General features: G+C 66.4%; 13 protein-coding genes and 1 pseudogene. 9 read left to right on the top strand and 5 right to left on the bottom strand.

Annotation, left to right across the window (positions count from 1 at the left end; translation table 11 throughout):
* The first annotated feature begins 27 nt into the window (after positions 1–27).
* Positions 28–2,022, top strand: coding sequence for an MBL fold metallo-hydrolase (locus AB0H88_RS46435; protein ID WP_357655758.1), 1,995 nt, complete (start codon positions 28–30; stop codon positions 2,020–2,022).
* 54 nt (positions 2,023–2,076) lie between these two features.
* On the opposite strand, the gene AB0H88_RS46430 is transcribed toward AB0H88_RS46435, so the two are convergent.
* The 4 genes and pseudogenes from AB0H88_RS46430 to AB0H88_RS46415 form a co-directional block, all read right to left on the bottom strand.
* Positions 2,077–2,412, bottom strand: a complete 336-nt coding sequence (locus AB0H88_RS46430) for a transposase (protein ID WP_357655875.1) — start codon at positions 2,410–2,412, stop codon at positions 2,077–2,079.
* 173 nt (positions 2,413–2,585) lie between these two features.
* A pseudogene (locus AB0H88_RS46425) lies at positions 2,586–2,906 on the bottom strand (transposase); the annotation flags it as partial.
* Positions 2,907–2,911: 5 nt separating this feature from the next.
* Complete coding sequence (locus tag AB0H88_RS46420; RefSeq protein ID WP_357655756.1) at positions 2,912–7,327, bottom strand: DUF3883 domain-containing protein; 4,416 nt, start codon at positions 7,325–7,327, stop codon at positions 2,912–2,914.
* Positions 7,324–7,467: a hypothetical protein gene (locus tag AB0H88_RS46415; RefSeq protein ID WP_357655753.1), complete on the bottom strand. Its 144-nt coding sequence runs from the start codon at positions 7,465–7,467 to the stop codon at positions 7,324–7,326. The genes AB0H88_RS46420 and AB0H88_RS46415 overlap by 4 nt, the downstream gene beginning before the upstream one ends.
* A gap of 175 nt (positions 7,468–7,642) precedes the next feature.
* Here AB0H88_RS46415 and AB0H88_RS46410 point away from each other — a divergent pair, with 175 nt between their 5' ends.
* From AB0H88_RS46410 to AB0H88_RS46385, 6 genes are all read left to right on the top strand, one after another.
* The gene (locus tag AB0H88_RS46410) at positions 7,643–9,196 is read left to right on the top strand and encodes a hypothetical protein (protein WP_357655750.1); all 1,554 of its coding nucleotides are present in this window, start codon (positions 7,643–7,645) and stop codon (positions 9,194–9,196) included.
* Between the two features lie 494 nt (positions 9,197–9,690).
* The gene (locus tag AB0H88_RS46405) at positions 9,691–10,911 is read left to right on the top strand and encodes a histidine kinase (protein ID WP_357655749.1); all 1,221 of its coding nucleotides are present in this window, start codon (positions 9,691–9,693) and stop codon (positions 10,909–10,911) included.
* Entirely contained in the window at positions 10,908–11,579 is a 672-nt protein-coding gene (locus AB0H88_RS46400; protein ID WP_357655746.1) for a response regulator transcription factor, read from the top strand. The genes AB0H88_RS46405 and AB0H88_RS46400 overlap by 4 nt, the downstream gene beginning before the upstream one ends.
* Before the next feature lie 296 nt (positions 11,580–11,875).
* Entirely contained in the window at positions 11,876–15,094 is a 3,219-nt protein-coding gene (locus AB0H88_RS46395; RefSeq protein ID WP_357655743.1) for an efflux RND transporter permease subunit, read from the top strand.
* Positions 15,091–16,338, top strand: coding sequence for a bifunctional glycosyltransferase family 2/GtrA family protein (locus tag AB0H88_RS46390; RefSeq protein WP_357655742.1), 1,248 nt, complete (start codon positions 15,091–15,093; stop codon positions 16,336–16,338). The genes AB0H88_RS46395 and AB0H88_RS46390 overlap by 4 nt, the downstream gene beginning before the upstream one ends.
* A 15-nt stretch (positions 16,339–16,353) precedes the next feature.
* Positions 16,354–18,438, top strand: coding sequence for a glycosyltransferase family 39 protein (locus AB0H88_RS46385; protein WP_357655739.1), 2,085 nt, complete (start codon positions 16,354–16,356; stop codon positions 18,436–18,438).
* 87 nt (positions 18,439–18,525) lie between these two features.
* On the opposite strand, the gene AB0H88_RS46380 is transcribed toward AB0H88_RS46385, so the two are convergent.
* Complete coding sequence (locus AB0H88_RS46380) at positions 18,526–19,146, bottom strand: TMEM175 family protein (RefSeq protein WP_357655737.1); 621 nt, start codon at positions 19,144–19,146, stop codon at positions 18,526–18,528.
* Positions 19,147–19,427: 281 nt separating this feature from the next.
* On the opposite strand from AB0H88_RS46380, the gene AB0H88_RS46375 reads away from it, so the two are divergent.
* Both AB0H88_RS46375 and AB0H88_RS46370 read left to right on the top strand, forming a co-directional pair.
* A complete protein-coding gene (locus tag AB0H88_RS46375; protein ID WP_357655734.1) occupies positions 19,428–20,042 on the top strand; it encodes an RICIN domain-containing protein in 615 nt (204 codons plus the stop codon).
* 71 nt (positions 20,043–20,113) lie between these two features.
* Positions 20,114–21,100: a hypothetical protein gene (locus AB0H88_RS46370; protein ID WP_357655731.1), complete on the top strand. Its 987-nt coding sequence runs from the start codon at positions 20,114–20,116 to the stop codon at positions 21,098–21,100.
* Positions 21,101–21,322: the final 222 nt, after the last annotated feature.

Here is a 21,322-nt window from a genome sequence, read left to right as displayed (position 1 = left end):
ATACCGATCCTCCAAGCGGCAGCGCGTGTGCTCCTGTCACGGCCGGGCTTGGCCGGGCAGGGGCATGACGCAGAGCGGTTCGCCACCGAACGACGCCAGTTGATCACCGATGCGCTGGCCAAGGTACCCGGGCTACGGAGTAGGATCCGCGACGCCTTAGAGATCCGTCGTGATGACGTTGATCTCCAGGCGGTCAGCAGCCTGGTTCTGTCCGCCGACGATGATGTCGTACAAGCTGGCCTGCGACTGCTCGAACTGCTCGGTCGGGAGGAAGCGGCTCGCCAAACCCTGCGTGCTCGCCACCACAGCAAGGTCAGCGGGCTGAGGAGCAAGCTGGAAACGGAGAAGGGTCGCCGCAACCACTCCGTCGCGGACCTGCGGAGCGCCCGCAACGCGCTCGCCGACGCAAAGAAGCGCGCGGAGGAACTGGACACTCAGGTCGCGGCGCTCCAGCGCCGACTACACGACCCACATGTCCTCGCCTCAAACCTGCTCGGCGCCCTCCAGCGATCTCCTGACGCCACCGGTGAGACCTCTGAGGCGCGCGATCCGCGCAACACCCGCGCCGATGTCCAAAGCCAGCCCCCTGTCTTGGTGGCCGCCGAGGTAGCCGGGATCACGCCGGATTCCCTCGTCGCCGCCCTACAGGCGATCATCTCGCCGCCACGAAATAAGCCGGAGAGCCCTCGGGTGACCGTCTCCCGAGAACGGCGTCTACGCGTGCGCCCTCTCGGAGGCGCCACCGAGATCGGCGGCTCGTGCGTGCTCATCGAAGCAGGAGAGACCCGCCTGCTGATCGACGCCGGACTGATCCCAGGCGATCCGGTACGTCCGCCACGTCACATCGGCCAGGCTCTGTTAGAGCCCATCGACGCCGTAGTGATCACACACGCTCACACGGATCACTGCGGGTACGTTCCCGCCCTAGCCACGCGCCTTCCGAACCTGCGCATCATCGCCACGCCCGAGACCACCGCGCTGATGCCACGCATGTGGGCTGACTCGGCCAAACTCATGGGCCAACGGGAGCGTCTCCACCGCCGATGGGGTTCCGACAGCGAGCCGCTTTACCAGCGTGACGCCGTCGAAATGACCACACACCGCTGCGAAGAGGTGCCTTTCGGCGTCGTGCGCACGATCGGCGATCTCACCGTGGAGCTCTTCCCCGCCGGGCACATCCTCGGCGCAGCTGGAGTCGTCGTACAGGCCGGCGACCAGCGGGTGGTCATCACAGGCGACATTTCGGGCTTCCGCCAGGAGACCGTGGACGGCTACTCGATTCCGGACTCGGCGCGAGAGGCAGACCTCCTCGTCATGGAGTCCACGTGCTGCACCGAGGAGCACGATTCCCGGGAAACCCGAGTCAAGGACCTGGTCCGGGCCGTCGAGGACGTCTACACGGCCGGGGGCCGCGTACTCATTCCGGCCTTCGCGCTTGGACGCGCACAGGAGCTCGCCATGATCATGCGGGCCCATCTACCGCATGTGCCGGCGCTGCTCGATGGTATGGCAGCCGATCTGACGTCGTCCTTCGAGAGCGTGACAGGGGACCGGCACTCGCCCTTGCGCATCTTCGGTGGCAACGTCAACCGAGCAGAACGACCGCAGCACCTGGACCTGTTCACCTCCGGCGTAGTGATCACAACCTCCGGCATGCTGACGGGAGGGCCAGCCGTCGAGTGGGCGGCCAGGATCCTCCCCGAAGCGCGCAGCGCCCTGTTCTTGTCCGGATACCAGGATGAGGAATCGGGCGGCGCCAGGTTGCTCAGACTCGTCGAAGACCGCGCCTCCCACCTGACGATCGACGATCACGGCACGACGAAGGAGATCCCACTCCGAGCGCGGATCGAGATGATGCGCCTGTCCGCCCATGCCGACAAGCGGGGCCTCCTTGACATCGCCGACGAGGTCGGCGCCCGTCAGATCATGCTGGTCCATGGCCTCCCGCACCGCCAACAGGACTTCCGCAAGATCCTCGAGGTTCGAGGGCATCACTGCGTGACGACTGGATCCTGGCACTAGGAGCGTCCTGAAGATCTTGGTGGGTGGGTCGGTATGAGCTGGCCCGTCGGTCGTCTATGGGGTGGTTGGGGTGAGGGTCCAGGTGTTGTTGAGGTAGGTGAGGCCGAGGTTGACCAGGCGGCGGAGGTTGAGGGCGGCGGCGCGGTGGTGGAGCCAGCGGTCGTTGGCGTGGGTGCCGCGGTAGGGCAGGCGGCAGTTGCCGCGGGCCATCAGCCGGGCCACGGCGCGTTCGACCATGGGTCGCCAGCGTCGGTAGTCGTCTTGCCAGGTGGGGTCGGTGGCGGCTTGGTGGCGGGCGGCGGCTTGGAGGTCGTGGTGCGGGCGGATGGTGAGCATGCGGCCGGTCTTGGCGGTGGTGCAGCGGTCGTGGAGGGGGCAGGCGGCGCACAGGCCGGTGAAGGTGGCGCGGCGTTGCTGGTAGCGGCGAGGGGGACGGTGTGGCCGGCGGGGCAGGTGACTGTGCCGGCGCCGGTGTCGATGGTGAAGTCGTCGAGGGTGAATCCGCCGGGGATGGCGGGTTTGAGTGCGGGGGGCTTGATCAGTAGCCGGTGTCCGGCGGTGGTCAGGTCGGCGCGCAGTTTGGCGTAGGCGGCGTCGGCCAGGATCTGCAGCGGGCCGTCTTCGTCGGCGAGCAGGTCCGGGGCGACGGCGGCCTCGTGATGCTGTGCCCCGGCGCCGGGGCGCAAGGTGACGGCGGTGAACAGGCCGGTCTCCGGTTCGACGGCCAGGTGGCCCTTGTAGCCGTCCTCGCGCTGGTGCGCGCTCTTGTGGATGTGGCGGGTCTCGGGATCGACGGTGGAGATGATCCGGTCCGGTGCGGTGCGGCGGGCGATCCGCCACTGGCCGTCGGTGCCGTCGGATCCGTCGGCGCGGCAACGGGACATTGACATCAGTCGGCAGCCGATGAAAGTCCCGGCGATTGACCGAGCAAGCCCCTCATCGAGCGAGCGATCGGGATTCCCGACTCGTCGCGCTCAACGTCCGGTTCCGCTACGTCCTTCCAGCCACCATCGAATCCGAAGTAACCGATCCGGCCAGCAGGGTTTTGGATCCGGTGGATCTTGAAATCATCGTTCTGAGCGTTCTCTACGACGTAGAGCCAGAACAAGTCTCCATCTTCGACTGCCTGCTCATGCTGACGACACGACATCATGACGCCGGCGGTGGACCAGTGACCGCCCGTCGACTTGATCTCGATCCGCCTCACAAGCTCGCCGTGCTTGTCGTACGACTCGACATCGAAGCCCGCATTACTGTGCGTCATCTCGCGGGGATCGCGGCGGCATTTGCGTTCATACTCCAACACGCGTGCTACGCCAGCCATGTCGATCGGCGACAGGTCTGGAGCCTCGTCACCAATGGTCCCGCGATCCCCCTCGTCCTCGTCGACCTCCACGACGTAGGTGCGCAGGCGGGTCTGTCGCCCGGTCCGGGTATCCGATCCGCTGTTCTTGCGCCTTCGCTCGTCCGTTCCCGTTCCCGTTCCGCTGCTGCCGCCCGTGCGCGTACCGCGGAGGTGCTCCTTCTGGTCGTCTGAAGTTTTGTCTCCAGCTGGCTCCACGGCTTCGCCGTTATTGCTCCCGACGACGTAGCCCTCGGTGTTGGCAGCCGTTGGCGTATCGTGCACGAAGTCTTCGACCCCGATGGCGTCGTCGTCCACGTCTGCCGTAGGGCTCCATGCGGCTTCGCGCTCGGTCGTGTCGAGTTTCGCGATGCCGAAGTCGTCGAGTGCCCGGTGTGCCTCGTCGGACGAGATCGCACTCAGGATGGGCTCAAGCCTCATGGCGAGTGGACCGGGGTCGTCGTCAGGCGCTATGGCGCGAGCAAGTTCTCGTGCAAGTGCTCGGTCCGAAGCCCTGTCCGCATACACGAGATGGCCCTCATCAGGCAGGTAGATCGCATCAGCGGGCTCCGGGCCGATCTCGTACGAGTGGCCGAAGAGTTCGGCGCGGTAGGAAACCAGAAGTCGCGCTGCGCGCAGGATCGTGAGCTCTTGCAGCTCACCGAGGACATGGTCGTCGTCGAACACCCGCCGGAGGGCGCTCATGCGGTCAGCGATCGTGGCCGGGAGGTCGGTGTCGACCCGGGTATCGACCTCAACCACTTTGGCCTTGATGAGTTCTTCGACCCTCCGCACTCCGGCTTGGGTAAGAGCCGGCCAGGTGCCATGGACACGAGGGATCACGTTGTGAGCCAGCTGCGGGAAACGCTTGTGGAGCGCTCGGCTGTCTTCAAAGAAGAGTTCGTCCGGCCGCGCCAGGAGTCCGCGGGGATCAAGGGTTGAGCGGATGCGCCCCAGCGCTGAAAGGACGATGTCGACCTCTGTGTGATCCAGGAGGTCAGACAGCCGGCTCCAGCAGCCGTGGATGGCTTCCTGGCCCTCCTCGTCTACCAGGTCCGTTCCGTAGTCTTTAAGGATCGTTCTCAGGACGGCCGCGATCTCGGTCGGTCCAGGTTCTTGCTTCACGCCGACGACGTCGAAGAATGGCTTGTACTGGAGCCAGTCTTCGGAGAGTGCCGTGCCCCACCTGCCGAAGGGCGGCTGCTGCCAGAACACCGTCGCGGGCAGGACAAAGCGTCCTCCCCCGACGTAGACGCACCGCGTCCCGCGCAGCTGCCTCACGGCTTGATGCTCTGCGTTGTTGTTCAGCACCCGATAGACATCAGAGTTCATCTCGCTCTTGGTGGCCGCGCAGTGTTGGAGGTGGGCCACGACCGTCCTTACCGGCGGAGACGACGGCATGCCGAGCCAGGTCAGTCGCTGGTAGAAGCGGCTTTGCAGGTCCGAGGCCAGTCCGAGTTCGTTGCCCTGAGTGCCGTACAAGTGGCGGGCGTTGGTGGGTAGCACCTCGCTGGGCTTCGCACGTCCGCCGCGCTTGAGTGGAAGCCATCGTCGCGCGGTTAGGAACTCAGGTGGGCTCTCCGGCAGATCATCACGTGCCCGGAGTGTCCGCAACACCGCCCCGACGACGGAGGCGTCCGGATCTTCGTCGCCGCTGGCAAGCCTTTCAACTGCCACGATAAGGGCGTGGTCGGAGGGTAGCTTCCGCACGCCGAGCCACTCCAGAACCGAGGGAGCTAAGCCAGCGGTGAGTGCGACGGGAAGGGCGGGGGCCAACGTCGATATGTCCGAAGACGGCAGGTGTACCTCCGGCGCGGGGTATAGCCGTCCATCCGTGCAGGGCACAAGCGCGGCTGACGTAAGCCGGTTCTGGAGACTGGTGAGTTCCGCCTGGTGCACGGCTATGAGCTTGAGAAGTTCGGTCGCCTGGTCGATGGAGATTCGCCCCGCCTCTGCTGCCGGGAGAGCGTGAAGGCGAATGTAGTCGACGATGTCGAGTGGCCGCGCGCCAAGCGCACTTAGAAGTCTGCGATAGTCGCGCGCCACGGTGCCGGCCACCAGGCTCGCGACCCCGATCGGGTCTGGGAAGTCGTTCGGAAGGGACAGCTTCGTCAAGGGCGCGAACCCGGAGGCGGTCGGGAAGATGGGAAGCTCGGCGATCTTCTGACGAGTTGTGGTGTCGACGATCCCAGCCAGGTTGCGGTTGAGCCATTCGAGCAGACCGTCAGCAAGTATGCCGAGCGGTTCGGCCTCTACCTCCTGCAGGATGCGTGCAGCGCACGCGACGTCGAGCGGCGGACATGCCTCCTGAAGCCCCGGACAGTGCGTCTCGATCGTCTCCACGTCTGCGATCAGCAGATCGTCGACCAGGAGCTCGAATAGGGTGCCGTCATTCTTCGATGCTGGCCACACCACCTGTGACGGCGGCGCAACCATGCCCTTGCGACAAGGAACGATCGCCACATGGCCGACGCCATCGAGGTTGGCGACCTTTCCTTGGATGCGGTTGAGCGCGTTGAGAGTCTGGATCAGTTCATCGCGGTCGAGCGGACCGTCTGACGAGGCGAACGCTTCGGTGATGCCCTTGAACTTGAGTTGCTCGACGACATCCCGGCCGGTCAACTGGCGTATTCCATACGCCGTGTACATGTTGTGCGTGTGCAGGCGACGGTGCAGGTGCTGGGCGACGACCGGCAGGCCGATCTTGGCCAGCACCTCGCCGGACTCGTAGAGCTCTGTCTCTGCCGGAAGCAGCGCGTCTTTCGGTAGCGCACATGCGCCGCTTATCGTCGTGACGAGGGGAAGGCGCGGGACCACCTGGCGCAAGGCGTTGAGGTACGTCGCAGCGTGGTTCGGTTGATCGGTTCCTACCCCCCGGCTTAGGTCCGTGATGCCGCCGAGGAACTCCCAGAACGCCGGCACGCCGAGCCGGTCGGCGATGCTCCCTGCCTCATTCGCTAGGCCTCGTGCTGCCGCGGTGATGGCGGCATAGTTCCACTCCGATTGATACCCGGAGGATTCGAAGCGGACTGACTTCCGGTCAGTGCTGGGAAAGAACGCAGCGTTGACGTTGGCGGGCAGTCCGCTGGAGGTCTGGGTCGGCAGCGTCGCATAGAGCACGCCGGACTTGAGGCTCTGGCCGACCGGCACCGCGATGGTGACGGTCGTGGGTCGCTCCGGATTGATGAAGCCAGCTACACGTTCCACCAGTAGGCGAGCATCCGTCTGGAAATCCGACTGAATGGTGAGCCACCGCGTGCTGGAGGCCCCATCGTGAACGACCAACCCATCCTCGGCCTCCTCGCGCTCGATGCAGAACCTACCCTGCGTGGTTTCGAGTTCAATGCTGGTCACGTGCTGCAGGAACAGCACCGTGGCGCGAGCGTCATCGATGAGCGCCGTCTCAAGTTCCGCGATCGTCTCGTCACTTACCGGCGGGACCTCGAGTTTCTGCCGAAGCGGGCTGGCGGCGCGGGCCCACGGCAGAACGAATGTTGTTCCTGGCCCTCCGTGCGTTCTGGCGCACTGCCCATCGCATGAGCGGAGGCGCTGGTGCTCTTGGGCAGTTTCGTCAAGAATCCAGTGCTCATCACCGTACAGAAGCTCAGGAGCATCCGTGATTTGGTAGACCGAGGTGAAGCCGACCCCGAAAGCCCCAGTTGTCGATGCGTCGCTCGCCTTGGTGCGTCCAGCGAACCGGCGGAAGGCGTGAAGGTCACATCGCTTCGGCAAGGGGCAGCTGTCGCTGTCCTCTCCGCAGTCGGTGAAGGTGCCGTCGTTCCAGACCGTGAGCGCCTCGTCGGTCACCGCGAATCTGATGGTGGTGGCGTTGCCAGCGTCATCAGCGTTCTGGGTGAGCTCGTGAGGGATGGTCGTCGCCCCGCCGAGGTCTCGCAGCGCCGTCGCAAGCGCATCGAGATAGTTGGACGACTTCGACAGTGTCCGGCGCTTCTGCTCGCTCACGGCAGGCGTAGCTGCTTGTCGAGCGGGGCGGACGTCGGGGGGAGCATCGTGATCAGCAACTCGTCGGCGTCCCAACCCATCGCGTCGTACTCTGCCATGCCGCCGAGGACCATTTCGCGACGAAGATCGGGGAGTTCCACAGCACAAGCATATGGGTTGATTCATCACGACGCAGACTTCCCGCGCGACCTCAAAAAGGATGGTGGGCACGAAGTAATCGGTGTGCTTCATTTCTCACAGTGCAATAGACGAGCCGAAGGCGCAGGGGTTGGTGTTACGTTGATCGTGCAAAGTGGATAGAGGGAAGCGGTACCGATGACGTCGCGGGCGTGGCTGGTTCGACTCGGTGAGACCGGGCAGCGAGAGAGCGTTGCCCTGAACGAAGGGCTGGTGATCCTGGGCTGGTCGGAGTTGGGCGACCTCAGCGCCTGCGAGAGCCGGGCGGACATAGCGGCACTGGTCGGGGAGAACTATTCCCACGAGGGAAAGGCGACGCTGTCCAACTGGACGGGGCAGTTGTGGCGCTTCCTCCGGGAGGTCCGCGAGGGCGACCTCATCGTGTGCCCGCTGAAGTCGCGTCCGTACGTCGCCTTAGGACGGGTCATTGGGCCTTACCGCTATGAGGGCGACGCCGACCCCGGTTTCCGCCAGGTGCGACCGGTGGAATGGCTGCGTACGGACATCGCCAAAAGCGACATCGAGCAGGACCTGCGCAACAGCATGAGCTCCCTGCTGACGATCTGCGCCCTCAGCCGCTTCGGCGCCCCTCGGCGCATCGCCCATCTTGCCGAGCAGGGTGTCGACCCCGGTCCCACGCCGGACGAGATGGTCATGCTGGAAGGCTTCGCCACTCCTCACGAGCTTCTCGACGGAGTGATCGCCAACAGCACGGGTGAACCGATCCGGCTCACCATCCGCGAGTTTCTCAAGCGCTGGGGAGTCACCCGCCGGACCTCGGCATCGGTGGCCCGCATCGAGGCGGATCTCGTCGCCAAGGGGGTGACGACGCGGCCGTCCTTCACTGAGGGCTGGTTCGACAACGTCATCGAACTCCTCCCCGTCGGCGAAGAGCCCGACAGCGCCAAGGAGATTCCCAGCCTGTCGTTGCAACCCGACGTCGAGGACGCCCCAGACCTGCCCGCAATCACCCTGCGGGTCGGCGTCCTGGAGTCCGCGAATAAGGGCGTGGCTTCCGTCCGCCTGGAGGACGAGCTCAAGATTGCCCATACCAAGATGCTGAGCGGGAAGTACTCACAACTTGCCGTGATCGACGAGAACGGGACCCTGCGCGGCGCCCTGAGCTGGGAGTCCATCGGCAAGGCGTCCATGCGAGGCCAGAAGCTCCGCACCGTCTCAGACGCGGTTGACCGGACCGCCGGTTTGGTCGACCATCACGAAGACCTGCTGAGCCAAGTAAGCGAGATCTACAATAAGGGCTTTGTCTTTGTCTGCGACTCCCACAAGAAAGTGACCGGCATCATCACCGCAGCCGATCTGACACAGCAGTTCGGTAATTTGGCCCGGCCCTTCGTCCTGGTGGAGGAGGCCGAGCGGCGCCTGAGAAGGCGAGCTGATGAGGTCTTCACCGTCGACGAACTCCGGCAGGCCGCGCCCGGACGCTTGGCCGCCCGGGTCAGCTCGGCGAACGACCTAATGCTAGGGGCGTACAAGCATCTGCTCGCCTCCTCCGCGAGCTGGAACCGGCTGGAATGGCCGCTCGATCACGCGCTCTTCCTTGAACTACTGGAACTCATCCGGGCGGTTCGCAACGAACTGATGCACTTCGCTCCCGACCCGTTGGATGAGGAGACCCTCACGAGAGTGGAGGGCTTCATCGAAATGCTCCGCATCGTAGATCCACGGCCTTGAAAACTGGACTCTCTCATTCGATCCCGAGTGAACCGCTCCGGCCCTTGTGAGGCGTTGGTATGTAGCTAGAACAGCATGATGAACTCACAATGACCGATCTGCGGCGTCAATCCCCCGAAAACCGTGGAGTCGGTCCTATGCCGCAGCGGCCCTCAGCAGCGCCGTTGATGCTTGACCCTCTTCGATCATCAGACGTCGAATGTGACAGACGGAAGCCCCTCGTTGGGGCTGTGCCTGCGCTTGACGCTGTAGAAGTCCGCGATCCAGGTCGCGATCTTCAGCCGAGCCTCTGCCCAGGTACGAAAGTGGTTGCCGATGCACGAGCTCGACCTTCAGGGTGCTCCGGTTCGCCTTCCGGGACCATCGTCCCAGGCACGAATCGGCTGTCTTCGTCGAACCTCGGCCCCACCGTACTACGGTCGCAGTAGAGCCGATGGGTACCACGGGATGAGGGAATTCGCCCAGGTCAGGCCTAACGTTTAGAGGTGCGTACGGTGACCTGGCTGCGACGGGAGCTCCTTTCCCGACCCTATGTGGCCGACACGATCCTGGCCGTGTGCGTCTATGCGATGACCCTGCTGGCGCCGGGCGGGCCCCCGCCGCCGGGGGCCGAGTGGCACGGTGAGATACGGTCCCTCACCGCGTACGACCTCGCGCTGGCTTCGGTCGTCTGCGGTGCTCTGGTCTTTCGGCGGCGATGGCCGCGCGCCGTTCTTGCCGTCACGGTCGCCGGGTTCGTTGCCTCCGCCGTGGTCGACGACGGGCGGAGTCCGTTGAACCTGGGGTCGGCGATCGCGGTGTACACGGTGGCCTCACGGGTCCCGCGCCGGCACGCCTGGGCCTATGGAGGGCTTGCCGCGCTTGTGGTCACCGTTGCCAGGGTGGTGTTCGGTGGAAGCGCGTTGCTGACGCCCGAAATGCTGGCACCTATCGCGTCGATCGGTATGGCCACCGCAGTCGGGGACTCGCTGCGTAGCCGCCGGGCTTATGTGGCCGCCATCGAGGAGCGGGCGCGCAGGGCTGAGGAGACGCGTGAGGAGGAGGCCGAGCGGCGGGTGATGGAGGAACGGCTGTACATCGCGCGGGAGTTGCATGATGTTCTCGCCCACCACATCGCGCTGATCAACGTACAGGCGCAGGTGGCCTCGCATCTGCTGGCGACCGAACCTGAGCAGGCCCGTACGGCGCTGGGCCATGTCCGGGAAGCGGGCAAGGAGGCGCTGGATGAGTTGCGGACGACAGTGGGGCTGCTGCGGCGGCCGGGTAGCCGGGAGGAGCTCCTGACCGAGCCCGCGCCGGGGCTGGATCGGCTGCCTGAACTGGTTGACTCCTTCACCGCCGCCGGGCTGGAGCTTGGTTGGCTCATCTACGGCGATCCAAGGCCGTTGCCCGCTCCTGTGGATCTCGCGGCGTTCCGGATCGTTCAGGAGGCGCTGACCAACGTGAGCAAGCACGCGCCGCGGGCGACCGCGACCGTGCGGATCGACTATGCCACCGACGAGGTGATCGTCGATGTGGCCGACGACGGTCGGAGTGATGCGGGTGGGATCTCCTCCGGGAACGGGAACGGGAACGGGAACGGGACCGGTCACGGGCTGATCGGTATGCGGGAGCGGGCCCTATCGGTCGATGGGACCTTCGTCGCCGGGCCCGTGGACGGCGGTGGGTTTCGGGTGCACGCCGTGCTCCCCGTCTCAAGGAAGAACAGGTCATGACCGTCAAAGTGCTGCTGGCCGACGACCAGGCGCTGGTCCGCGCGGGGTTTCGGGTGCTGATCGACTCGGCGCCCGACCTGACAGTGGTCGGCGAGGCCGCCAACGGTCATGACGCCGTACGGCTGGCACGGGAGACCATGGCCGACGTGGTGCTGATGGACGTCCGCATGCCTGGAATGGACGGTCTGGCCGCTACGAGGGAGATCACCTGCGATGAGGCCACGGCCGGGGTCCGGGTGCTGGTTCTGACCACGTTCGAGATCGACGAGTACGTCTTCGCCGCGCTCCAGGCGGGTGCCAGCGGGTTCCTCGGCAAGAGTGTGGAGGCCGGCGAGTTGCAGGAGGCCATCAGGGTGGTGGCCAGGGGCGAAGCGCTGTTGTCGCCGTTGGCGACCCGACGTCTGATCACCCGCTTCCTGGACGGCCGTGGCGTCCAAGCCCAGCACGTGCCCGAGGACCTGGCCGTGCTCACCGAGCGCGAACGTGAAGTGATGATTCTCGTGGCCCACGGGCGTACCAACGACGAGATCGCCGATCTGCTGGGGATCAGCCGAGTGACCGCCAAGACGCACGTCAACCGGGCCATGACCAAGCTGAAGGCACACGACCGCGCCCAGCTGGTGATCATCGCGTACGAGACCGGTCTGGTCCGTCCCCAGTCCCGCTGATCGCCCCCAAATAGAGACCACAGGCGCGGGCCACCGCAACCCCCTGATCACCCGCAAACCGAAGTCGGGGCCCACGGCGCCCCCGACTAACAAAAAGCTGATCGCCCACGAACCGCGAACGCAGTAGCCCGCGCCCCCGCCTACTGCGATCGCCGCAGATCAGAACCCTCCTCCAGGCGGACGTCCGCCCAAAGCGACGCCCCGAAGCTTGAGGTAGCGCCCCAAGTGCGTCCTCTCTGGCTCGCCCGTTCCCGCGCACCGTGCGATCTGACACCCATGCGAAGAGAAGTGGAAAGATGTCGTTTCTGGCTAGGTTGAGCCTTGCGCAACGGGGGCTCATCGCGCTCATCACGGTCGTGGTGCTCGGGTTCGGTGTTTACGTCACCCCGGCGCTGCAGCAACAACTCCTACCTTCCCTGTCGTTCCCCCAGGTGTCGGTCGTGGCGGCATACGCCGGCGCCGCTCCGGAGATCGTCGAGGACCGGGTCACGGTGCCGCTGGAGGAGGGCGTACGCGGGGTCACCGGCGTCACCGGGGTGAACTCAACCTCGCGGGAGTCCAGCTCGACGGTCCAGGTGGCCTTCGACTTCGGTACCGACATCGACGACGCGCAGAGCAAGATCCAGCAGGTGGTCAGCGGGCTGGCCGACCGGCTGCCGGACGGCGTGGAACCGAAGGTGGTCGTGGGGAGCACCGATGACCTGCCGGTCATCCAGCTCGCCGCCGCTTCCGACAAGTCGCAGCAGCGGCTCGCCGAGCAGTTGTCCACCCACGTGGTCCCGACGCTCACCGGCATCGAGGGGGTCAAGGAGGCCTCCGTCACGGGTACCCGGGATCAGGTCATCACCATCACCCCCGACGCCGACGAGCTGAAGAAGAAGGGGCTGGACGCCAGCGCGATCTCCACCGCCATCCAGGGCGCGGGCCAGCCGATTCCCGCCGGATCCCTCACCCATGCGGACACGACGCTGAGCGTCCAGGTCGGCGGCAGGTTCGAGTCGATCAAGGACCTCAAGGACCTGTACCTCGCCCCCGCCGCGCAGGCATCCCAGCCCCAGGCCCAGGCCCAGCCCGCAAGCCAGAATCAGCGGCCGGGCTCCCCACAGGCCGCCCCAACCACCGCGAAAGCCGAGAAGCCGAAGCCCGTACGGCTGGGCGACGTGGCCACCGTGAAGCTGGGACTCGCCGAAGCGACCACCCTCACCCGAACAGACGGTAAGCCCAGCCTGGGCGTCTCGATCACCATGAAGCCCGGCGGCAACGCCGTGTCGATCTCCGAGGACGTACGGGCCAAGCTGCCCGCCCTCGCCACCGCCCTAGGCACCGACGCCGCCCTCACCATCGTCTACGACCAGGCGCCGGAGGTGGAGAAGTCGATCGAGAGCCTGACCACCGAGGGACTGCTGGGTCTGGCCATGGCCGTACTGATCATCCTGGTCTTCCTGTTCTCGGTACGCTCCACGCTGGTCACCGCCGTCTCCATCCCGCTGTCGGTGCTGATCGCGTTGATCGCACTGTGGGCCTGGGACTACTCGCTCAACATGCTCACCCTAGGCGCGCTCACCATCGCGATCGGCCGCGTCGTCGACGACTCGATCGTGGTCCTGGAGAACATCAAACGCCACCTCTCCTACGGCGAGCCCAAACAGCAGGCGATCGAGAACGGCGTACGCGAGGTCGCGGGTGCGGTGACCGCCTCCACCCTCACCACCGTCGCGGTGTTCCTGCCCATCGCCTTCGTCGGTGGGTTCGTCGGCGAGCTGTTCGGGCCGTTCTCCATCACCGTCACGGTGGCGCTGCTCGCGTCGCTGCTGGTGTCGCTGACCGTCGTACCGGTGCTGAGCTACTGGTTCCTGAAGCCGCCGAAGAACGGTGACCGGCACAAGGCGGAAGAGAAGGAACGCCGCAGCCTGCTCCAGCGCGCCTACGTCCCGGTGATCCGCTTCGCCACCCGGCACCGGCTCACAACAGTCGCCGGGGCTCTGGCGATCCTCATCGGCACACTCGCCCTGGTCCCCCGGCTGGAGACCAGCTTCATCGACAACGCTGGGCAGAACACCGTCAACATCACCCAGAACCTGCCCGTTGGCACGTCCCTGGCCGCGGCCGACACGAAGGCCAAGGAGGTCGAGAAGGTCCTGATCGGTCTCGACGCGGTCAAGTCGTACCAGGTCACGGTGGGTGGCGCGAGCGGCGTCGGGTTCGCTGGCGCCGGTTCAAACGGAGGCGGTGGGGGTACGGCCCGCGCCAGCTACTCGCTCACCCTGCGCAACGGCAGTGACACTGCGGCCGTGGAGAACACCCTGCGCGACCAGTTGGGCAAGCTGCCCGACGCCGGAGAGATCAGCATCGGCGAGACAGGCGGGTTCGGCGGCGACGGACTCGAAGTCCTGGTACACGCCAGTGAGCAGGACACGTTGAGCGACGCGGCGCGAGTCGTACAGCAGACCATGTCGGCCATCCCCGGCGTCACCGAGGTGACCAGCGGTCTGGCCGAGACCGCGCCCCGCATCGACGTCACCGTCGATCGCAAGGAGGCCGCGGAGCGCGGCCTGACCGAGGCCGCCGTCGGCCAGCTGGTCGCCCAGGCGTTCCGTGGCAGCACCGTGACCCAGCTGACCTTCGACGGCACCACCGCCGACGTCGTCGTGGACACCGGCGACGCGCCTGTCTCGCTCGGTGAGCTGCGCAAGCTCGACCTTCCCGGCGAGGGGGAACTCGCCGACGTGGCCGAGGTCAAGCAGGTCAACGGGCCCGTTTCGGTCAGCCGGATCGACGGGGAGCGTACCGTCACCGTCTCCGGTAAGAGCACCGGCGCGAACCTCGGCGCCATCAGCGCGGACCTGGACAGCCGGCTCGCCAAGCTGACCCTGCCCGCCGGCGCCACCTACTCCGTCGGCGGTGCCAGCGCCGACCAGGACGAAGCCTTCGGCAGCCTCGGACTGGCCCTGGTGGCGGCCATCGCGCTGGTGTTCTTCGTCATGGTCGCCACCTTCCGCAGCCTCATTCAGCCGCTGCTGCTCCTGGTGTCGATCCCGTTCGCCGCCACGGGCGCGATCGGCCTGCTGCTCATCACCGGTACCTCGCTCGGGCTGGCGGCGATGATCGGCCTGCTGATGCTGGTCGGCATCGTGGTCACCAACGCCATCGTGCTGCTCGATCTGATCAACCAGTACCGCCGTCAGGGGATGCCGCTGCATGAGGCCGTCGTGGAAGGCGGGCGCAACAGGCTTCGTCCCATCCTGATGACCGCGCTGGCCACGATTTTCGCCCTGCTGCCGATGGCTCTGGGCATCACCGGCGGTGGCGGGTTCATCTCCAAGCCGCTCGCGATCGTGGTCATCGGCGGGCTGATCAGCTCGACGCTGCTCACGCTGCTCCTGGTCCCGACCCTCTACACCATGGTCGAGAGCCGGAAAGAGAAGATCCGGGCCAGACGTGCGCCGCGACCCCCCGTGCCGCCCATCGCCGAGAACCCCGTGGAGCTGGCAGCTGCTTCCGGAGGGCATCGATGACCAACACGACCCGCGGCTGGGGTGTCCTCCGCGATTTCCAGCCCTCGAAGCTACCGAATCCCACGGTCGAGATCGTCATCCCCGTCTACAACGAGGAGCGGGCGCTCCCCGGGTGCCTGCGTACCCTTCACGCACACCTCCGTGAGTGGATGCCCTTCCCCTGGCGGCTCACCGTGGCGGACAACGCGAGCGTTGACCGGACGCTGGAGGTGGCCCGGGAACTGGCCGCCGAGCTGCCCGGGACCAACGTGGTCCACCTCGACAGGAAAGGGCGCGGGCTCGCGCTGCGTACGGTGTGGGGTGCGAGCGAGGCCGACATCGTCGTCTACATGGACGTCGACCTGTCCACGCGCCTGGACGCGCTGATGCCGCTGATCGCCCCGCTGGCCAGCGGTCACTCCGATCTCGCCATCGGCAGCCGGCTGGCTCCCGGCGCGCGTACCGTGCGCGGACCGCGCCGGGAGCTGATCTCCCGCTGCTACAACGCGATCATCCGGCTCACTCACGGCGCCCGGTTCAGCGACGCGCAGTGCGGCTTCAAGGCCGCGCGTACGGACGTGCTCGGCCCGCTGCTCGAAAGGACGCAGGACGACGCCTGGTTCTTCGACACCGAACTGCTGCTCCTCGCCGAGCACAACGGGCTGCGCATCCACGAGGTCCCGGTCGACTGGGTCGAGGACGTGGACACGCGGGTCGACGTCGTCAGCACCGCCACGGACGATCTGCGCGGGCTGTGGCGGGTGGCCCGCATGAAGGCGTCCGGCGCCGCGCGTGCCCCGTTGCCGAGTCGCCCCGCCCCGGCCGCCGAACACCCCGACGCCGTACTGGCCCCCACCAGGGCACGCTCCCGGATCACCTGGGAGGTCGGCTGCTTCGTGGCCATCGGCGTGCTCTCGACGGCCGGTCAGGCCCTGCTGTATTGGCTGCTGCGCGCGTGGTGTCCGCCCGTGCTCGCGAACCTGGTGTCGCTGCTCGTCCTCACCGTGCTCAACACCGAGGCCAACCGCCGCCTCACCTTCCGCTGGTCCGGTACGGGGGCCGGGCGGGCACACCTGGGAGCCGGCCTCCTGTTCGTGATCGGGTACGTGGTCACCTCCGCCGCCGTGCTGCTGTTCCGCGAGGTGCAGCCCGAGGCGTCGGCCGCGGCCGAGACGCTGGTGCTCACGGCCTCGTCCGTACTGGTCACCGTCGTCCGCTTCCTGGTGCTGCGACTGGCCGTCTTCCGCCGCACCACCCCCCTCTAGAGAGTGACGTACGAGATGACTCCGCCATCCACCGCAGGCCGCCCACTCCCCGATTGGGCGGCTCCGGCCGCGCTCGCGGTGATCCTGCTCCTGGCCGCCGGTCTGTACGGCTGGGCATTGGGTTCCCTCGGCTGGGGCAACAGCTACTACTCCGCCGCCGTGAAGTCGATGGGCCAGAGCTGGACAAACTTCCTGTTCGGCGCGTACGACCCGGCGGGCGTGATCACCGTCGACAAGCCACCGGCGGCGCTGTGGCCGCAGGTGCTCAGCACCAAGATCTTCGGCTTGCACGGCTGGGCGATGATCCTTCCGCAGGTGCTGGAGGGTATCGCCACGGTGTTCCTGCTCCACCGGACCGTACGCCTGTGGGCAGGCGAGGCGGCGGGGCTGCTGGCCGCGCTGGTTCTGACGCTGACCCCGATCACGGTGGCGATCAACCGCGACAACAACCCTGACACCCTGCTGGTGCTGACGCTGGTGGCGGCGGCGTACGCGCTGACCCGCGCCATACGGACAACCTCCGGCCTGAGGTGGTTGTGCGCGGCCGGGTTCCTGATCGGCCTCGGCTTCATGACCAAGATGCTGGCCGCCTGGATGGTGATCCCCGCTTTCGCGGCGGCGTGGCTGATCGGCGCGCGCGGCCCCTGGCTCGGCCGGCTCGGGAAGCTGCTGATCGGTGGCGCCGTGCTCGTGGTGTCCTCCCTGTGGTGGATCGTCATGGTCGCGCTCTGGCCGGCGAACCGTCCGTACATCGGCGGCAGCACCGACGGCGGCGCCTGGGACCTGGTGATCGGCTACAACGGCCTCGGCCGGATCCTCGGCGGTGACGGCCCAGGCGGCTTCAGCATCTCCTTCGGCGGAGCGGCCGGCCTGGGCCGGCTCTTCAACGACCAGGTCGGCGGGCAGATCAGCTGGCTGCTGCCGTTGTGCGCGGTGGCGCTGGTGCTGGCCGTGGCTGGCGCCGTACTGCGCTGGCGTGGGGTCACGATGCCCGGTGAGCCGCTCGCCGCTGCCGGGTGGGTGCTGTGGGGAACCTGGCTGGTGGTCTGCGGCCTGGTGTTCGCCACTCAGAAGGGGACCTTTCACCCGTACTACACGACACAGCTGGCCCCGGCGGTCGCCGCCGTCACCGCCGGCTTCGCCACGACGTTGGCCCGTGCCCACCGGGCGGGGGCTCGCTGGGCGCTCCCGCTGGGGGCCGGGGCCGTCGCGGTGACCACGGCTTGGGCCTATGTCGTGATCGCACGGGTCCCGTCCTGGAACGGCTGGGTGGCGTGGCTTGTGGGTGCGGCCGGAGTGGTGGCAATCGTCCTGCTCCTTCTGTGCGCGGGTCGGCGAGGACGGCTGCCCGCCGGGCGACGACTGCTGCCCGCCGCCTTCGGCATCGCGGTCCTGGCGGTGCTTACGGCGCCCGCAGCCTGGGCGATCAGCGTCCCCGGCACCACGTCGGCGATGGGCGGCGCCAACCCCACCGCGGGGCCACCCACCATGCCCTTCGGCCGCGGGGCAGGCGGAGGCGACCCGGCTCCGGGCGGCTTCGAACTCCCAGAAGGAATGCAACTCCCACCAGGCATGAAGCTCCCGGAAGGCATGGAACTCCCGGAAGGGATGCAGCTCCCCGAAGGATTTCCTGGGGGTTTTCCTGGCGGGACCGGTGGCATGCCACCCGGGCTCTTGGGAGGCGGCGCCGAGCTCGCCCCCGACCAGCGCAAGATCCTGGACTATGCCGTCAAGCAGTCCGGCTCCGCCCGGATCAAACTCGCCACCGAGGGCGGCGCCATGTTCGCCTCCACTTTCATCCTCAACAGTGACGCCACCGTCATCGGCATGGGCGGCTTCATCGGCATCGACGACGCCCCGACCGTCCAACAACTGAAGGACTGGACGAGTTCGGGGCAACTACGCTTCGTCCTGGGATCCGGTCGGAGCGGCTTCGGCGCCATGATGGGCGGGGCGAGCACGCACCGCTCGCAATGGCTGAAAGAGAACTGCACCGAAGTCCCCGCCGCCGCGTATGGGGGAACTCCCGCCGCCTCCACACCGAACAGTCCAATGACGGGAGGCGGCACCACCCTCTACGACTGCGCCGCGAAGCACTGACGCACGGCGCCGCCCGTACAGCAAGGGCTCAGAAATGGGCCCACGCAGCGAGCCGGCGCAGCGCGATGTCCAGGCGAAAGGTGGGTGCTACGTGGCCTTTCGCCTGGGGCGCATGTCGAACATGTAGAAGACGAGCAGCAACACGTAGAACACGAGCGCGCCTATCGCGCTGAACGCGCCGATGACGGTCGCGACGAGATAGAGCACCGGCCCCATGCCCCAGCGAATTCGCAACGAGCGGGCCTCCGCCGGGGTGATGTGCCCGCCGAGGTGGCGGTGTCCTAACGAGGAGTACCACCACACGGCGTTGTAGAAGATGCCGCCGATCACCAGCACGATTCCATAGAAGACGGCGGCCATCTGCGTGCCGTGTTCGCTGCGCAACGCCTCGGCCAGCACGTGCGTGGGAAACGGCAGAAAGGCGACATCCATCAGGAGGAGCACGTTGAGGGCCAGCAACATGCCGTCAGTCCTGTGGATGAAGTGGAACATCCGATGGTGGTTCATCCAGATCATCCCCACCAGCAGGAACGTCACCACGTAGGCGAGGTAGGACGGCCACAGGCCTATCAGCGCGCCCCCGAGGTCCTCTTCCCAGCCTTCGGGCAGCCGGATCTCGAGCACCAGCAAGGTGATCGCGATGGCGAACACGCCATCGCTGAACGCCTCCAGGCGCCCGGTGCTCATCGCAGAAGAGTCATCACTCACGCCGGGCATGGTAGCGAGAGGACCTAGTTCACGCTCGCCTCAGCCTGTCAGGCGAGCACGTCCGACTCCATCCGGGCCCTGTCGACTCAGCTGCGGAATCAAGCTCCCTCCCCTGCGGAACGTCACCCGCGGCCACGCACGCGTGGGCGCGTTCATCATGGTGCTCGCTACATGCAACCGCGGCGCAAGCGCCGCGCTGAGAGGCGCCGTAGCGTCCACCGAGTGGATCGGCGATCGGGACAGTTCTCCACGAATGCGCAATTAGGGAAATAGGAGGGAACATGAAAAGAGGCACATCGTCTGTGCTTGCTTCCGCATGTTCTGGGTTGGCTCGGTGGGGGCGTAAGGCGGCGGCGGTATCCGTCGGCCTGACCTTGGCCTTCGGCGCGCTTCCGGCCACCGCGGCACACGCGAAGCCCCATTGGGTCACGTGGAAGAACTTCGCGGACTTGTATGGGAAGCGATATCTCGAGGTACTCCACTCTTCCAAAAAGAAAGGCGCAGCCGTCGGAGCCTACAAGTGGAACGGCACCATGACCCAGTGGTGGTGGGACCAGAAGCTCAGCGACGGATACTACGTGGAGTTCAACGGGAACAGCAACCTGCTGCTCACCGCCTACAACAGCTGCGGGTCCGGGGTCACTCAATGGCCCACCGACAAGGGCCATCACGCATTCATCACCCAGGAGTGGAAACAGAAGCACCTCAAAACCTACCCGGGCTGGGTCCTGATCAACAAGGGCGGATGCGACGGCGATTCCTCCCATGACATTCTTTCTCTCAGCGTCGAGCATTTCAACTGGTACAACGTGTTCCTGTACCCGGAAAGCTTCGGCGCATGCAATATTCACATGTATCCGTCAATGGGCCCCCAAACTGAATGTGTGTGGCAATAGGAGGAAGAGTTATTATGCAGCGAGAAAACCCTCGCGCGGGGCGCTCACACGGACCGAGAAGGCGGTTGGCCGTGGTCGTGACGCTGAGCGCGGCCGTTTTCGCCGCCGGCGGTTTCGCCACGGCGAAGGCCGACCCTGGCGGGCCGGGCGCCGGTAGCACACCTACGCCGGTCGCATCACCCAGCGAGCCGCCGGTGACCTTCACGGAGACGCCGCCCACGCCGACTCCGGATCCTTCGGACACTCCGTCGACCCCGCCGCCTCTCGGCCCCATCCCGAAGATCACCAGCAAGGATCCGATCCCCATGCCCCTGGATCCGGTGATGACGTCGCTGAGCGACATCGATCTCATCGACACCGCCAGTGAGCTGAAAGCCCGCGACTGCATGCGGACGCTCGGCTTCACCACCTGGACCACCGACGCCATGTCTGGACCGAAGGACGACGAAGACAGCGACCTGCTCGACTACCTGCCTCTTGCGGACGCCACCCAATCGGGGTATCCAACGGTGCTTTCGGAGAAGGCGCCAGATCTTGGATCGTCTTCGGAGAGCGCGCCCAGCGCCGATGCCGTGCGCGCCTATGCGGGCGCCGAGACCACGACCGCGAGCGGTGCCGCGGTACCCGCAGGAGGCTGCTTGTCCGAGGGTGAAAGGCAGCTGAAGGGCAACGCGCCGGAGCTGCCCATCGACCCGCGTTTCCTTGCGGTGGAGGCGAAGTTCTCGGCCCTGCGCGACGACCGGATGCAGCCGGTGTTGGCCACGTGGAGCTCCTGCATGGCCAGCCGCGGCTTCCACTACGACAACCCGGTCAGCGCCCACTTGGACCCGCGTTGGGCACAACGTGCGGCCGACACCCCGGCCGGCGCCGAGGAGAAGGCCGCCGCGGCCGCCGACGCCGCCTGCCAGGCGGAGACCAACCTCGTCGGCACCTACAAGGCACTGGAGATCGCCTACCAGAAGCAGGTGCTCGACCAGAACCAGGCGCAGCTCACCACCGCACTGTCGATCTTCAACACGTGGGTCTCGAACGCCAAGTCCATCATCGCCGCCCACTGATCGGCTCAGTCGCGTGAGAGTCGCCTTCTCCCCCTGAGAGCGACCGAGCCGCGACCTATTGGGCGTATTCCATCGCAGCCTGCCGGCCCGCCGGTCAAACCGACGGCGAGCCGGCATGCCCGCGTGCGTGAAAGTGCCACTTCCCCCGAGTAAAGAGGGGTCACGAATGAGAGCGCATCGGCGCTGGGTCTTACTTCTTGTCACAAGTCTCATCTGCTCACT

The sequence above is a fragment of the Nonomuraea sp. NPDC050680 genome (assembly GCF_040654555.1).
In the GTDB taxonomy this organism is placed as follows: Bacteria; Actinomycetota; Actinomycetes; order Streptosporangiales; family Streptosporangiaceae; genus Nonomuraea.
This window is presented reverse-complemented; position numbering and strand designations above follow the sequence as displayed.

Bases quoted from the DNA above. Each gene is read 5' to 3' on its own strand.
- AB0H88_RS46400 (WP_357655746.1), top strand. From the start codon at position 10,908: ATGACCGTCAAAGTGCTGCTGGCCGACGACCAGGCGCTGGTCCGCGCG.
- AB0H88_RS46390 (WP_357655742.1), top strand. From the start codon at position 15,091: ATGACCAACACGACCCGCGGCTGGGGTGTCCTCCGCGATTTCCAGCCC.
- AB0H88_RS46375 (WP_357655734.1), top strand. From the start codon at position 19,428: ATGAAAAGAGGCACATCGTCTGTGCTTGCTTCCGCATGTTCTGGGTTG.
- AB0H88_RS46395 (WP_357655743.1), top strand. From the start codon at position 11,876: ATGTCGTTTCTGGCTAGGTTGAGCCTTGCGCAACGGGGGCTCATCGCG.
- AB0H88_RS46385 (WP_357655739.1), top strand. From the start codon at position 16,354: ATGACTCCGCCATCCACCGCAGGCCGCCCACTCCCCGATTGGGCGGCT.
- AB0H88_RS46410 (WP_357655750.1), top strand. From the start codon at position 7,643: ATGACGTCGCGGGCGTGGCTGGTTCGACTCGGTGAGACCGGGCAGCGA.